The organism is Paraglaciecola sp. 2405UD69-4, assembly GCF_047525415.1.
In the GTDB taxonomy this organism is placed as follows: Bacteria; Pseudomonadota; Gammaproteobacteria; order Enterobacterales; family Alteromonadaceae; genus Paraglaciecola.
Genome location: NZ_JBLIXM010000003.1, coordinates 209,013 through 223,418 on the forward strand (window position 1 = coordinate 209,013; position 14,406 = coordinate 223,418).

A 14,406-nucleotide genomic window follows, 5' to 3' on the forward strand; every position below is an offset into this window, starting at 1 on the left:
GGGGTAGAAAAGTATTGTGCGGCTACCCTTTTATGGATTAACCAGACCTCGTCTAAATTTCGAGAGCGCGATTATCTCAGTTTTACCCTGAATTTTGCAAGCTTTGTAAAACGAAACCGACATTTATACTAAAAAAACCACTTAATCTATTGATTAAGCGGTTAATTGTTTTAAATGTAACAGGTTAAGTTTTAGTTTGCGCCTAACTGTTCTGTAACAATTTTAGGTGTTACAAAGATTAAAAGCTCTCTTTTTTCTAAAACTTCTGAGGTGTTTCTAAACAGAGCGCCTACAAAAGGTAGGTCTCCGAGCATAGGTACTTTGCTTATGTCACTAGTACTGGTTTGTTGAAAAATACCACCCAGTACTATTGTTTCACCGTTTGCTACTAATACCTGAGTACTAATTTCTTGAGTGTCTATTGCTACAGCATCGCCCGTAGAAGTACTTACAGTATCGCCTCGAGTATCTTGTGTGACCACTAAGTCTAAAATAATGCGGTCATCAGGTGTGATATGAGGGGTGACTTTTAAGCTTAATACGGCTTTTTTAAATTCTACGGAAGTAGCACCACTTGATGTCGCTTCTACATATGGGATTTCAGTACCTTGTTCTATATAGGCTTCGTGCTGATTAGCAACTGTGATACGTGGACTGGCAATAACTTCCCCTTTATTTTCTGATTCTAGAGCTGAAAGCTCTAAATCAATGATAGTACCGTCGAGTAATCGAGCTATTTGAATACCAATACTTCCGGCAGGTGATGTAACCGGTAATGATACGTTAAGTCTATCGTCTATGTCTGCTACCGTTCCACTAGCAATAGAGTCTGCCCCTGTTAAGCTTCCAGATACAGCGCCGTCAGTAAAGGTACTACTTAGGCCCCATTGCACACCAAGATCTTGGCCAGCATTATCTCGAACTGTTACCATTCTCGATTCAATTAGAACTTGTTTGATTGGAATATCTAACGCTTTTACTAGCGCTTTGGCTTCATCAACAGAAAGTTGTGTGTCTCTCAGTAGTAAAGTGTTAGTTCTTTCGTCGACAGCAACACTGCCTCTAGGTGTTAAAATGCTGTTTTCGGTTCCCTTCAATATTTCAGCTAAGTCGTGAGCTTTAGCATAGTTTATTTGTACATTGGTTGATACCAAAGGTGCCAATTCAGCTACTTGTTGTTTAGATTGCAGTTGTTGGGTTTCTCTGGCTGTTAATTCTTCAGTAGGGGCAATTAACAGTATGTTACCTTCAAGGCGTTTATCTAGGCCCTTAATTTTTAAGATCATATCTAGTGCTTGATCCCAAGGTACTCCAGATAGACTAATAGTTACATTACCGTTGACTGTGTCGGTTGTAACTAGGTTAAAACCGTTCACTTGAGCAATAATTTGTAAGACTTGACGTACAGGTACATCTTGAAAGTCTAAAGAAATTGGCTCGCCTTTAAAATCTGTTTGAACTTGTTCAGCTGGGGCATCAGCTTTGCGTTTTTCAATGTCGATAATCAGAGTATTGGATGCTTTTTGATGGTTGAAGGTAACTCTGTCATCGGTATAAAACTCTACTCGGCTTTGCTCGTCGTCTTGAAATGTTTCGATCATTTTAATTGGAGTAGCAAAGTCAGTTACATCCATCTTGAATATTTGATCGGTACTTAGGTTTGTTCCTAGTAGTACCAGTCTCAATCTATCGTCCATTTTACTGAGCTGTAATTGAAATTCATCATTGTTAAACTCAAGAAGAGCTTGAGCTCCACCATTTGCTAGACGCTTGAATTCAACATTTTGTAATTCTGATACAAATATACTTTGAGGCTCTGGCGTTAAATCCACTAGCTCTATGTCTGAGTCTTGGCTATGTGCACTAGTACTTGAAAGCAGAGTAAAGCACGCGATCAGCAGACAAAACCACGTTGCGTTTTTATGTGAGTATTTCTTATTATGTATTCCGTGATTAGACATTTTTTTCTCCAGCCTTCGAAGTCATGGTGAGTGTGGCCTGCTTTTTCTGCCAACATCCAGCGCCATCAGGTAGCATTTCAGTAAATGAAACTGTGCCATTTTTAATTGAGTTTATTTTTCCAAAAAATAAGCCAAGGTAATCGCCAATAGTTGCTTTGTATAAACTACCAGTATTTGTTTGTATTAACGCCCATTGTTTTCCATTAGATTCAAAAACACCTGTAACAGCTAACGCATCAATACCAAATCCTTGCAATGGTTGCTTAGTTCTATTGAAGTCAGGTTGATCGCAATTCGGTTGTGTCGCCACCTTTACTGTCACGCCTGTATTGCGTGGACGCTGAAAAGGACTTCTTAGGGTCTTAGCAGAGTAAACAAAAGTAGGCTTACTTTCAAATTCTGGATATGGGTCTATGTTTACCACAGTATTCGCTTTTACTTCAGCAATAAATGCTTGTAAATCATCAGTTTTTGCTTCGCAGCCGCTCAATACAGCAATGGCAGCGATAAGTTTTAAAGCCCTCATTTAGCACCCCCTGGTGCGTCTGTGGACTCTTTCTCCACCGATGCTCTATAGGTTTTAGCTTGTACTTGTAATTTCAGCGTGTTCTCTTCTTGGGTGACTTCAAAGTCGTGTACGGTAACGATTCTAGGTAAGCCTGCAATTTCTGACGCGAACTGACCAAAGTCGTGGTATCCACCCGTTACTTCCATTTCTATAGGGAGCTCTGAATAAAACTCTTTAGGTATTTCTCTTTGCCAGTTCAGGAGCCTAAAGGTTAACCCAGCTGATGTCCCCACTAGTGTAATGTCATCTAACAAACCTGGAGTTTCATTACTTGTAGGTAAAGACTTAAGCATTGAAGAAAAGTCATTTTGTAATTTTGCTAGTTGTTCTTCATAAGCAGATAAGTTAACCGCGATTCTATATTTTGCTTGGTATGTAAGCTTTAAATCTGCTTCTTTATTTTGTGCAGTTTCAAGAAGAGGGAGTTTTGACTTAACCAGCCCATAATAGCCACCTACCAAGGAGAGTATAATCACGAATAAGGCGACAACTGTTTTAACTTCAAATGGCCACACCGCCACTTGTTCAAAATCTAAGTCATTAATTTCTCTTAATTTATTAAAATCAAATTTCATTATTTATCCCCTTCTGCAGTATCTGAAAACTCTGGGGCAATACTAGGATTAATAGTGAAGGTCAGTTTAAAGTCACTCACAGCTTCTAATGCTGAAGTATCTGCTTTGATTGAAGATATTTCACCACTACTAAAAATCTCTGAATCTTCTAATTGGCGCATAAAGTCAGCTAAACGATTGTTGGACTCACTTACGCCTAAAATTTCCATGCGGTTGCCGCGTCTAGAGAAACTTCGAAATGATAAACCTGGTGGAACCAGACGCACTAGCTCATCTAAAACAATTGGCACTGCATTTCTGCTCGACTCTAATTGTTCAATTAGGGCCATGCGTTGTTCTATGGCTTGTTTATCTTTTTGAATGTCTTTAATTTTTTTGATTTGCTCATCGAGTAATACGGTTTGCTGTTCAATAAAATTATTACGGTAGTTTTGATTCGAAATCATGTTGTCAATGAGATAACCAATTGAAAACATTAAACCAATAGCGCCTAGCGCTAGTATGGCTAATAAGGTTAAGTAATTTTTTTTGTCTTCTGCCCTGCGGCTTTCACGCCAAGGCAGTAGGTTTATATGTGCCATGGTTGAAAACTCCTACTTGCTAATCCCAGAGCTATCATTAGCTGGGGGGCAGCATGCTCTAAACTTGCTTGATTGATTTTGTCGCTGCAGCTCATGGATGAAAATGGCTGAAACATAGTCACGTTTATACCTAAGTCAGCAGTTAAGTCCTCCGGTAACATGCTTAAGTGGCAGCCACCGCCACAAATAATTAGTTCGCTGGGGCGAGGTGAGTTGGTAGTACTCATATATACTTGGATTGCACGGTTAATGTTTTGCTGTAAGTTAGCTAAAAACATTGGATATGCATCTTGTTTCCATGTTTCGGGCAAAGTGTTGTCTGTTAATTGCTGTTCAATTTGAACACGATCTTGAGAGTACAGCATTGATAAATCTTGTATGAGTGCATCCATGCCATAGTTATGGTCTTTGGTATAAATTACTTGCCCATTTTTTACCACGCAAAACTGTAAGTGGCTAGCACCAATGTTAAGACAGCAGGTTAATTCTTCTGGGAGAGCTTCGTTAAATTCTGCTACCGCGGTGCCTAAAGCATAACTTTCAATATCTACAATTTTTGCTTCGTAGCCTTCTTCACCTAAAATAGTTATGCGTCTGTCAACTATGTCTTTGTGCACTGCACTTAGCAATACTTCAACCTTGTTATTACTGGTGTCACTTTCACTGATTTCTTCAAAGTCGATGTAAACTTCATCTAAAGGGTAGGGAATAAGGCTGTCTGCTTCTAATTCAATTTGGCTTTCTAATTCTAGATCGGTTTGATCTGGAGCCATGTGAACAACTTTATTTAGAACGGTAGAACCGGCAACTGCGATTGCAACTAATTTATTTTTACTTTTGAGAGCTAATTTCACGCGTTTAAGTGCCTGACTTACGGCTTCGAAATCTTTAATTTCACGTTCCGCGAAAGCGTTGCCAGATATAGGCTCACATGCAAAAGCTTGGAGTTTATATTGGTCACCTGATTTCTCTAAAACAATCGCTTTTACAAAGCGAGTGCCTATATCAAGGCCAATCATTTGCTGTGTTTTAGGACCGAATAATTTTTTCAATTGTTTCACACCCGATTGAAGAATAAGAATTTCACGCAATCATTATTACGCAATTTTTTATATTTTATGGTTCTAATAAGCGTACATACGTATAAAATGTAGATCATTTAAAAGAAGTTGCCTTGGTATTGTGTCTCTGTGAAGTTACTTAAACCCGTATTAATTGTTGTTTCAAGCCTGTTTCTTGTTGGTGTTGCCATCGTTATAGGTACCTATTTTTATATCAAATCTGACCTTCCCAGCGTTGATGTACTTAAAGATGTGCGTCTACAAACGCCCATGCGTATCTATACCCAAGACGGTAAGCTTATTTCACAATATGGTGTAAAGAGACGTATTCCTTTAAACCTTGATGAAATACCAGATGTATTAAAACATGCCGTTATCGCAACCGAGGACAGCCGTTTTTATGATCATCCCGGTATAGATCCTATCGGCATGATGCGAGCTTTAGTTAATTTAGTTGTAACAGGAGAAAAAGGCCAAGGGGGAAGTACCTTGACCATGCAATTAGCTCGGGATTTCTTCTTAACTCGAGAAAAGCGGTATATTCGAAAGATACGGGAGATTATTCTTGCTTGGCATATGGAGCAATTGCTGAGTAAAGAAGAGATTTTAGCTTTGTATTTGAACAAAGTTGAATTAGGGCACAGAGCCTTTGGTTTTGGTGCTGCGGCGCAAGTTTATTACGGCAAATCTTTAAATGAGCTCACCTTGGCACAAGTTGCAACTATTGCGGGTTTACCTCAAGCACCTTCTATTCTCAATCCGATAAGCCGCCCAGATCGCTCAGTTGCTAGAAGGCGAATTGTTTTATTACGAATGCTTGATGAAGAGTACATCACCCAAGAGGAGTTTGAAGAGGCTGTTGCAGCGCCTGTTACTGCTAAAAAGTACGGTGCTGAAATAGACTTAGATGCGCCGTATCTTGCGGATATCATTTATAGTGAAATGATAGAACTCTACGGTAAAGACGAAGCGGAAACCGGTGGTTATCAAATTTATGCAACAGCCACATCAGAACTGCAGGCTGCGGCGCAACAAGCTGTGCGCAGAAATCTACACGATTATGATGAGCGCCATGGTTATCATGGCCCGCTACAACAATTATGGGGCGCTGAAGCCTCAGATGCAGATGATAAAAGCACAGACGCTCAGCCTTGGCCAGAAGAAAAAATGTTGGAGCAGTTACAGCAAATTAGAACATTTGAGTCATTAGAGCCTGCGGTAGTGGTAAAGGTAAATGAGCGTGATGTGGTTATTTTTAATAAAGAGGGTAAATATAGTGTTATTGATTGGGATGGACTAGATTGGGCTAGGCCGTTCATTAATGATTCGAAACAAGGCCCTGCACCTCAAAACGCCTCTGATATTTTACAAGAAGGGGCCTTAGTTTTGGTTCGCCAACGGGAGGAGGACGCCCACTGGCAATTAACTCAGTTTCCTCAAGCAACAAGTGCATTGGTTGCACTAGATCCAAAAAATGGTGCAGTACAAGCTGTGGTCGGTGGATATAGTTTTTATCAAAGTCAGTTTAACCGTGCGACTCAAGCAAAAAGACAAGTGGGCTCTAATATTAAGCCTTTTATTTACTCAGCGGCCATTGATCATGGGTATACCCTTGCAAGTATTATTAATGACGCCCCTATAACTCAATGGCAAGCAGGCTCTGGTAATGCTTGGCGTCCTGAAAACTCACCGGCTGAATATGACGGACCTATTCGTATGCGGGTTGCTTTGAGCAAATCTAAAAACGTGGTATCTGTTCGTTTACTTCGAGCTGTTGGGTTAGATAATGTAGCAGAGTACCTTTCACGATTTGGTTTTGATAAAGATGATATTCCAAGGGATGAAACTGTGTCTTTGGGGTCTGGTTCGCATACCCCTCTTGAAGTGGTAACTGCAATGGCCACCATTGCAAATGGCGGGTTTCTTATTCAACCTCATTTTATTCAAAGAATTGAAGACGAGATGGGACAAGTTCTTTGGACTGCTAACCCAGTGCAAGCTTGTGATCCCTGTGAGTTAGATGATAAGCCTAATGAAAATAACACCTTAGAAGAAGACCTTGAAGCCTTGTTAGCAGCAGAGTTTGGTTTAGATAACCAGTTACAGGAGCCTACTACTCAGTCAGCTCCAAATATACTATCTGCTCCTAGAGTCATCAGTGAAGAAAATGCTTTTTTAGTGGCAGAAATGATGCGTTCAGCGGTGCAAATTAATGGTGCATGGGCTAACAGAGGCACAGGTTGGCGTACAGCGCTACTACTTGACCGTAAAGACTTAGCAGGTAAAACTGGAACCACAAATGATGTGCGGGATACTTGGTTTAGTGGGTTTACACCAGATTTAGTCGCCACTGCTTGGGTGGGGTTTGATGATAATAACCGCCGCTTGGGTCGTACTTCGGCCAACCAGAATTTGGTAAATAAAAACCCTCAAAAATATAATTATATCGGTAATGCTATGGTAGGTAGTGAAGCTGGGGCCTTAGCAGCACAACCTGCTTGGATAAGATTCATGAAAGTCGCCCTTGCGGATACGCCAGAACACCTATTACCTATGCCAACAGATTTAGTGACCCTACGAATCGATAAAAGTACCGGTAAATTGACCAACAGAGCCGATAAAACCTCAATGTTTGAGTATTTTATTCAAGGTACTGAACCAGATGTATTCGTATCGGATACTGAAATTTCTATTTTTGAGAATGACGATGAATCAAGCAGTAGCCAGCTCGAAGATATATTTTAAAGAGACAAAGGCTAAATGTTTATAACAATCAGTTATCACACAGGATATTAAAATAATGCCTCAAACGGTAAAGAACAATGCTTTATATATTCCACACTCAGGGCCATCTTTGTTAGAAACGCCCTTGCTCAATAAAGGCAGTGCATTTAGTAGTGAAGAGCGTGTCGCCTTTAACTTGACCGGACTACTTCCTCCTCGTTATGAAAGTATCAGCGAGCAGGTCGAAAGAGCTTACATGCAGTATTCTAGTTTTGATGAGCCAATTAATAAGCATATTTATTTGCGGGCGATCCAAGATAATAATGAAACTTTGTATTACCGCCTAGTACAAAAACACATTGATGAAATGATGCCTATTATATACACCCCAACTGTGGGGGATGCATGTGAGCAGTTTTCAGATATATACCGAAGCTCTAGAGGTTTATTTATTTCCTATTCTGAGCGTCATCAAATGGATGACATTTTGCGAAATGCCACCAAACGCCAAGTTAAAGTGATAGTAGTGACAGATGGTGAGCGAATTCTAGGCTTGGGAGACCAAGGAATTGGTGGTATGGGTATCCCTATTGGTAAGCTTTCTTTATACACAGCCTGCGGCGGGGTAAGTCCTGCTTATACTTTACCTGTGATGTTGGATGTTGGAACCAATAATGAAAAATTACTGGCAGATCCTATGTATATGGGAGCTAGGCATAAACGTATTGGCCAAGCAGAGTACGACGAGTTTGTGGATATGTTTATTCAAGCTATTCAGCGTCGTTGGCCAAAAGTTATGCTGCAATTTGAAGACTTTGCACAGCCTAACGCCATGCCATTATTAGAACGCTACCGCCACAAAATTTGTTGTTTTAATGACGATATCCAAGGTACAGCTGCCGTAGCTGTGGGGACTATCTTGGCTGCATGTAAAAGTAAAAATGCTAAATTAAGTGAACAAAATGTCACTTTTGTTGGGGCAGGCTCTGCAGGATGCGGTATCGCTGAACAAATTATCAAACAAATGTGTAGCGAAGGTATATCTGATGCACAAGCTCGTAGCCAAGTATTCATGGTGGACCGATTTGGGTTGCTTACCCAGGGTATGCAGGGATTAAGAGATTTTCAAGAACGTCTTATGCAGTCAAACGAAAATATCAGTGACTGGTCATACAGTGGTGAATATGCTTCTTTATTAGACGTTATGAACTGCGCTAAGCCTGGGATTCTTATTGGGGTTTCGGGGCAATTCGGGTTGTTTACTGAAGAAGTTATTCGCAGTATGAAGAAAAACTGTGAATTACCTATCATTTTCCCTCTTAGTAATCCTTCGCGCCAAGTTGAAGCCACGCCTGAAGATGTTATTGAGTGGACTGACGGGGAGGTCATTATTGCAACCGGTAGTCCTTTTAAACCAGTGGAGTACAAAGGTAAGTGTTATCCCATTGCACAGTGCAATAATAGTTATATATTCCCAGGTATTGGGTTAGGTGTATTAGCAAGCAAAGCAACGTCAATTAGTGACGAAATGCTCATGGCTACCAGTGCCGCACTGGCTAATGCATCACCATTAGCAAAAACAGGTAAGGGTGACTTATTACCATGCCTTGGTGAGATAGCCTCGTTAAGTAAAACGATTGCATTTGATGTCGCAAAAGTTGCTATGGAGCAAGGTTTTGCCCTAGAAATGTCTGATGAAGACCTACAAGAAAGTATCGATCGTAATTTTTGGGTACCAGAATACAGGCCCTACAAGCGAGTTAGTATCTAGAAATACATCTGCCTTACTGTGTAGCTTGTTTAATTATGCTTGCTAGCTTTTCATTTACAGATGAGGATTTGAAGGGGCTAATATTAGCCCCTTTAGTATATCCAAACCAAACCAAACCAAACCAAACCAAGTTAGGCTTCGTACAAGATATAAATAAATTTTGAGAACTGTTTATGTTCAGCCTATTTAAGAAAGATCCAATCAAAAAGTTAGAAAAAACCTACCTTGTTAAACTTGAGCAAGCTATGCATGCACAGCGAAAAGGTGATATTAAATCCTATTCAATGATAACGGCAGAAGCTGAAGACATTCAGGCTCAAATAACAGCAATGCAACAGTCAAAGCAAGGTTAAGGGATTAAAAAGACTCCCTGTAACCAAATAAACCTTGATGGCCTCCAGTATGTAAAAAGAGTAATTTACTATTGGGTTTTATTGCTCCAGTGGCACATAAATCTATTAAACCGGCCATGGCTTTACCGGTATAAACTGGATCTAGTAGTATTCCCTCTAATTGTGCTGCTTTTTCAACCGCCTCTACCATGGCTGGTGTGGTTATACCGTAGCCTTCACCATAATAATTGCCATTAGCAAATACACGGTTATTCCCTTCATTGGGATCTATATCTAACTTAATGAGAGTTTCTTTAAGTAGCTCAGTTACTAGTTGTTCTTGCTCTTGGGTTGAGCGACTAACCCCTATGCCTAACACTGGGATATCTGATTTGGCTGCAATCAATCCGGCTAATAAACCCGCTTGAGTTCCAGCGCTACCTGATGCTAAAACGATTTGATCTACATGGATATTATCCGTAGCTATTTGCTGTAAAATTTCGTTAGCGCAGCGAACATAGCCTAAACTTCCGATTACGTTTGATCCGCCCATAGGAATAAAGTAAGGAGTACGTCCTGATTTTTTTAGCTTTACTAATAGTGTCTCTAAATATTCTGAAGGGTTTTGGTTATCATTAAGCTCGTGTATGTTAGCGCCTAAAATTTTGTCCAATAACATATTGCCGTTATTGTAATAATCTGTTTTTGGCGTACCTGCTACATCTTCTAAAACAAGATCACACTGAAAGCCAAATTTGGCTGCTGCAGCAGCGGTTTGCCTCGCATGATTTGACTGTAACCCGCCTACTGTCACTAGGGTATCAGCACCTTGTTGTTGTGCATCTGCGATTAAATATTCTAGTTTGCGGGTTTTGTTGCCACCACCGGCAAGGCCGGTACAATCGTCTCGTTTTATATATAGTTTACAACCTAATTCAGCAGACAATCGAGCTAGGTACTCTAATGGGGTAGGGGCATGGGTAATCGTAACTCTTGGTATGTTATGAAAATTTTTAGTCAAAATTCGCTCCTAGGTCTTGTTAGTTATTAGGTGGTTTAGAGTCGCTTATATATTTAGTCGATGATTTAGGGTTTTAGTTGTCTTTATATTTATGCAGTATGTTTTGTGGAATATGGCAGTAATCGTTTGGAAAGCGGGTTAACCTTTCTTGATGTTCATCGTCACTTTTTACATAGTTACTTAGGGGTAAAACTTCGACAACTATCTTTTCTGAGTCATCACGTTTTGCAATATATTGGTTGGCAATCTCAAGGTGTTTAGGATCTTCACTATAAATTCCGGTTCGGTATTTTTTACCTATGTCTTGACCTTGTTGGTTGATGCTATAAGGGTCAATAATTTCAAAGAAGTAATCTATTAGTTTGGTAACACTTACCTGATGTGTTTTAAAGCTGACCTTTACACATTCTGCAAATCCGTCGTACTGGCTTTTAGTGGTATTGGTTGATCCATTAGCCCTGCCAGCTTGTGTGGTAACAACACCGGGTAAATGCTTTAAAAACTCCTGTACTCCCCAAAGGCACCCGCCTGCGAAATAAATATCTTGTTGTGTATGGCTAGCTTCAATTTGTTGTGTAGTTGTCATATTCAATGGGTAGTTAGATCCACTAAGCTTATATTGTTAAGTATCAGAATTTATTGATTTTATCATAGGCGCTTTGGCAGTATATAACTTGTGATGCTATTTATATTTTCAGCGTCAATCAAATAGCCAAAACGTCTAGTGTCAATCCTGGATACTATGTGTAATCTACACTGCCATCATATACAATCCTGACCTTTGTTTATCTGCCCTCCAAGATCTGTTTATAAGATGAATCTTGGCTTGCACGTAATTTTTAAACCATAAACGGTAGTTGTCACATCTATAAACTTTTCTTTGAATTTCAGCCTTTAGCTAGATTAAATGTTATAGCCACTGCGCTGTTGAATATGACCTACTACCTTAGCGAGTAACTTACTATGACACAGGCTTTTCCGGCTACTTTGTTCTTTGTTTTAAGTAGCCTAGCGACATATTCAGAGGCATCTGACGTTGCGAATCCGCTGCAAGATGTGGAAAAAATCACAATACAGGGAGCGGTAACGGCCAACTCAGAGCCAGTGGGTACATTTGTGTCTTTAGTGTCAAACCTTGAATATGATCCTAGGGTAGATTTGCAGTCTCGTAATATGGCTGAGGCGCAAGCTGATGTGACAATTCGCGGTGGTATTTTTGAAAACACTGGATTCAGAATAGGCAGTGCAACCTTACTTGATCCACAAACAGGCCACTATGCATCTGAAATCCCCATCGCTCCAGAAATGCTAAATGAAGCCTCTATACTCACAGGTGTAGATAACGCACTTTATGGTATGAATAGCTCAGTTGGAACAGTCTCTTTTAGTTGGAGTGAAATTAATACTGCCGGCAGTGTATCTTTGGGGCGTGGAAATAATGATTTTAATTTACATAGAATACACACAGGTATCAGTGTCCCTTTAAATGACTCTGAGGAGTGGAGCCTGGGCTTTGAAGGTGAATATTCATTTTCTGAAAGTGATGGCACCATAGAAAATGGCGATCATGATTTTAAGCGGGTTTCTGGGCGGGTTCAATTATTGGGACCTGAGTCGCAAACCGACATCTTTTATGGCTCACAAGATAAGTTTTTTGGTTGGCCAAATATGTATACGCCATTTAATGTAAATGAGACAGAAGACCTAAACACTGAATTGTTTATGGTGAATCACCAACAGTATTATGGCTTAGAAAGTAGCTTTGAAGTGTCTGCATATATACGTAGCCACAAGGACCATTATGTTTTCTCACGAGAGAATCCAGACGTTTTTCAAGCATTTCATGAAACCGAAGTCTCGTCTATTGCCTTGTCTGGACGCCATTCACAAGCTGGCCCCTTTGCAATAAATTATTCAGCGCAATTCATCGCAGATGAGATTGAATCTACCACACTTGAGAACAACTTCACTTCTCGCCGCTACTATAAAGCAAGTGTTTTGCCTGAGTATCGAATGACTTTGAAAGATCAGCAAGAGCTAACTTTTCGAGCAGGTGCTACTTATGATGATACCAATCGAGATGATTCACAGCTGTCATTATCCGGCGATATAAAATGGAGTGCCATGAATGAAAAAGGTGTTTTGCAGTCTGTTTATGTGTCTTACGCAGAGGCTAGTCAAGTAGCTGGATATACAGCAATTGGAGGCAGTACAACGAGTGGCCTATTTAGAAGTAATGATAATTTGGGACGTGAAACTACACAAAATATAGAGTTAGGGTTTGGGTTAAAAGGCGGCAGTTGGCAGTTTGACTCGGCATTGTTTCATCGAAAAGACGATGGCTTAACAGATTGGACTTATAGTTTAGATTCGACATCGGCTCGCTCTGCTAATCCAGTTGATATAGAAACGACTGGGATTGAGTTACTGGCAACTAAGAGGTTTGAGAGTACGGAGCTTATCAGCAGCTACACTTTTATGAGTAAGTCTGAGAATTACGGCATTACAGACGTAGACGCCAGTTTTTATGCATTGAATTATCCAAATCATAGGCTAACGCTGGGGGCTATTTGGCGTCCTTTGGATATGCTTGAAGTCAGGATTGATAACGAGTGGCGTCAGCAACAAGAGAATATTCTGCGAAATGGCGATGATCATGCCTTATTTACACATTTCACTGTTACGATTTCTCCATCGCAATTAAAAGGCCTAGATATTAGCCTAGCTGCAGACAACCTTTGGGGCGAATCATTCGAGGAAATACCCGGAACACCTGGGCGTGGTGAGCAATACACAGCAACCCTTACCTATAGTTGGTAACATTTATTGGTTATGTCGATAATAGTTTCAACACAACTCAAACTCGTTAAATTAAAACAATATAAAAGGTAATAGTATGGGCTACTTGTTGATCACTACATTAATTTGGGCTTTTTCGTTTGGCCTGATTGGTAGCGCCCTGAAAGGGCTTGAGCCCCTGCAACTGGCTGACACTCGCTTGCTTATTGCACTGCTGGTATTTTTGCCATTTCTTAAATTAGCTCATACTAATCACCAAGATAAATTACGGCTTATATTCATTGGTGCCATTCAGTATGGCCTTATGTACACCTGTTACCTCTCGGCATTTCGTTTTCTACCTTCTCACCTAGTGGCCTTGTTTAGTGTACTTACGCCCCTTTACATAGTGATCATAAATGACGTTAAGAGTCGTAGTTTCACTCCTAAATATATACTGGCTAGCTTGCTGTCTATTTGCGGTGCGGTTGTGATTAAGGCTGGCGATATAGATACACAAGAATTTTGGTTAGGGTTTGGCTTAATGCAAATATCTAATTTGGCATTCGCGTTTGGTCAACTGGCTTATCGAGATTGGAAACTGGCTAAACCTAAAGTTAAAGACAGTTCGGTATTTGGTTATTTATATTTTGGAGCGGCTCTGTTTACTTGTATTGCAACCGCACTTATCTCTCAAGAGCCGCCTATTCCAGTAAATGCAGGGTTACAGCAATGGCTTGCCTTAGCATATTTAGGCACTATTGCCTCAGGCCTTGGGTTTTTCTTCTGGAATAAAGGTGCGTCTCAAACATCTGTAGGTGAGCTTGCTGTGTTTAATAATGCAGTTGTACCATTGGCAATGTTTGCTTCGTTATTTATTTTTGGAGAGGTGGTAGACGTGAGCTTGGCAGATTTATTGAAGCTCTTGTATGGCTCTACGTTAATTGGAGTCGCTTTATTTGTGGCTAAGTCTAATGTAAATAGTCGCTAATTAAGGCCAATATGAATTGCTACAATTTCGTTTGATATGTGCT

The 14,406-nt window shown here is 40.2% G+C and carries 12 protein-coding genes; 5 read left to right on the forward strand and 7 right to left on the reverse strand.

Translation table 11 applies throughout. The features are described 5' to 3' along the window. Positions 1 to 191 precede the first annotated feature (191 nt). Genes ACMUMK_RS13155 through pilM form a run of 5 tightly spaced genes read right to left on the reverse strand, consistent with a single transcriptional unit; the run spans position 192 to position 4,737 of the window. Positions 192 to 1,961, reverse strand: a complete 1,770-nt coding sequence (locus ACMUMK_RS13155) for a type IV pilus secretin PilQ (RefSeq protein WP_414701603.1) — start codon at positions 1,959 to 1,961, stop codon at positions 192 to 194. Further along, positions 1,954 to 2,487: a pilus assembly protein PilP gene (locus ACMUMK_RS13160; protein WP_414701604.1), complete on the reverse strand. Its 534-nt coding sequence runs from the start codon at positions 2,485 to 2,487 to the stop codon at positions 1,954 to 1,956. Before ACMUMK_RS13160 ends, ACMUMK_RS13155 begins: the two co-directional genes overlap by 8 nt. Then, a complete protein-coding gene (locus tag ACMUMK_RS13165) occupies positions 2,484 to 3,104 on the reverse strand; it encodes a type 4a pilus biogenesis protein PilO (RefSeq protein ID WP_414701605.1) in 621 nt (206 codons plus the stop codon). Before ACMUMK_RS13165 ends, ACMUMK_RS13160 begins: the two co-directional genes overlap by 4 nt. After that, positions 3,104 to 3,685: a PilN domain-containing protein gene (locus ACMUMK_RS13170; RefSeq protein ID WP_414701606.1), complete on the reverse strand. Its 582-nt coding sequence runs from the start codon at positions 3,683 to 3,685 to the stop codon at positions 3,104 to 3,106. Before ACMUMK_RS13170 ends, ACMUMK_RS13165 begins: the two co-directional genes overlap by 1 nt. After that, a complete protein-coding gene (pilM, locus tag ACMUMK_RS13175; protein ID WP_414701607.1) occupies positions 3,673 to 4,737 on the reverse strand; it encodes a type IV pilus biogenesis protein PilM in 1,065 nt (354 codons plus the stop codon). Before pilM ends, ACMUMK_RS13170 begins: the two co-directional genes overlap by 13 nt. A 138-nt stretch (positions 4,738 to 4,875) precedes the next feature. Between pilM and ACMUMK_RS13180 the strand changes: the two genes are divergently transcribed. The 3 genes from ACMUMK_RS13180 to ACMUMK_RS13190 all read left to right on the forward strand — a co-directional run bounded on the left by ACMUMK_RS13180 (position 4,876) and on the right by ACMUMK_RS13190 (position 9,594). Beyond that, positions 4,876 to 7,491, forward strand: a complete 2,616-nt coding sequence (locus ACMUMK_RS13180) for a penicillin-binding protein 1A (RefSeq protein WP_414701608.1) — start codon at positions 4,876 to 4,878, stop codon at positions 7,489 to 7,491. A gap of 55 nt (positions 7,492 to 7,546) precedes the next feature. Then, complete coding sequence (locus tag ACMUMK_RS13185; protein WP_414701609.1) at positions 7,547 to 9,241, forward strand: NAD-dependent malic enzyme; 1,695 nt, start codon at positions 7,547 to 7,549, stop codon at positions 9,239 to 9,241. A 173-nt stretch (positions 9,242 to 9,414) separates the two neighbouring features. Then, positions 9,415 to 9,594 carry a DUF6435 family protein gene (locus ACMUMK_RS13190; RefSeq protein ID WP_414701610.1) on the forward strand — a complete coding sequence of 60 codons (180 nt, stop codon included), beginning with the start codon at positions 9,415 to 9,417 and terminating at the stop codon, positions 9,592 to 9,594. A 4-nt stretch (positions 9,595 to 9,598) separates the two neighbouring features. Here the strand turns inward: ACMUMK_RS13190 and ACMUMK_RS13195 are convergent, their stop codons facing one another. Further along, positions 9,599 to 10,594: a D-cysteine desulfhydrase gene (locus ACMUMK_RS13195; protein WP_414701611.1), complete on the reverse strand. Its 996-nt coding sequence runs from the start codon at positions 10,592 to 10,594 to the stop codon at positions 9,599 to 9,601. 73 nt (positions 10,595 to 10,667) lie between these two features. Then, positions 10,668 to 11,180, reverse strand: coding sequence for a peptide-methionine (S)-S-oxide reductase (locus ACMUMK_RS13200; RefSeq protein WP_414701770.1), 513 nt, complete (start codon positions 11,178 to 11,180; stop codon positions 10,668 to 10,670). Between the two features lie 377 nt (positions 11,181 to 11,557). Here ACMUMK_RS13200 and ACMUMK_RS13205 point away from each other — a divergent pair, with 377 nt between their 5' ends. Together ACMUMK_RS13205 and ACMUMK_RS13210 are read left to right on the forward strand one after the other, a co-directional pair. Then, the gene (locus ACMUMK_RS13205) at positions 11,558 to 13,414 is read left to right on the forward strand and encodes a TonB-dependent receptor plug domain-containing protein (protein WP_414701612.1); all 1,857 of its coding nucleotides are present in this window, start codon (positions 11,558 to 11,560) and stop codon (positions 13,412 to 13,414) included. A 76-nt stretch (positions 13,415 to 13,490) separates the two neighbouring features. After that, complete coding sequence (locus tag ACMUMK_RS13210; RefSeq protein ID WP_414701613.1) at positions 13,491 to 14,363, forward strand: EamA family transporter; 873 nt, start codon at positions 13,491 to 13,493, stop codon at positions 14,361 to 14,363. The last annotated feature ends 43 nt before the right edge of the window (positions 14,364 to 14,406 follow it).

Excerpts from the sequence above, each read along its gene's own strand:
- ACMUMK_RS13155 (WP_414701603.1), bottom strand. The coding sequence starts at position 1,961 with ATGTCTAATCACGGAATACATAATAAGAAATACTCACATAAAAACGCA.
- ACMUMK_RS13160 (WP_414701604.1), bottom strand. The coding sequence starts at position 2,487 with ATGAGGGCTTTAAAACTTATCGCTGCCATTGCTGTATTGAGCGGCTGC.
- ACMUMK_RS13165 (WP_414701605.1), bottom strand. The coding sequence starts at position 3,104 with ATGAAATTTGATTTTAATAAATTAAGAGAAATTAATGACTTAGATTTT.
- ACMUMK_RS13170 (WP_414701606.1), bottom strand. The coding sequence starts at position 3,685 with ATGGCACATATAAACCTACTGCCTTGGCGTGAAAGCCGCAGGGCAGAA.
- ACMUMK_RS13185 (WP_414701609.1), top strand. The coding sequence starts at position 7,547 with ATGCCTCAAACGGTAAAGAACAATGCTTTATATATTCCACACTCAGGG.
- ACMUMK_RS13190 (WP_414701610.1), top strand. The coding sequence starts at position 9,415 with ATGTTCAGCCTATTTAAGAAAGATCCAATCAAAAAGTTAGAAAAAACC.
- ACMUMK_RS13200 (WP_414701770.1), bottom strand. The coding sequence starts at position 11,180 with ATGACAACTACACAACAAATTGAAGCTAGCCATACACAACAAGATATT.
- ACMUMK_RS13205 (WP_414701612.1), top strand. The coding sequence starts at position 11,558 with ATGACACAGGCTTTTCCGGCTACTTTGTTCTTTGTTTTAAGTAGCCTA.
- ACMUMK_RS13210 (WP_414701613.1), top strand. The coding sequence starts at position 13,491 with ATGGGCTACTTGTTGATCACTACATTAATTTGGGCTTTTTCGTTTGGC.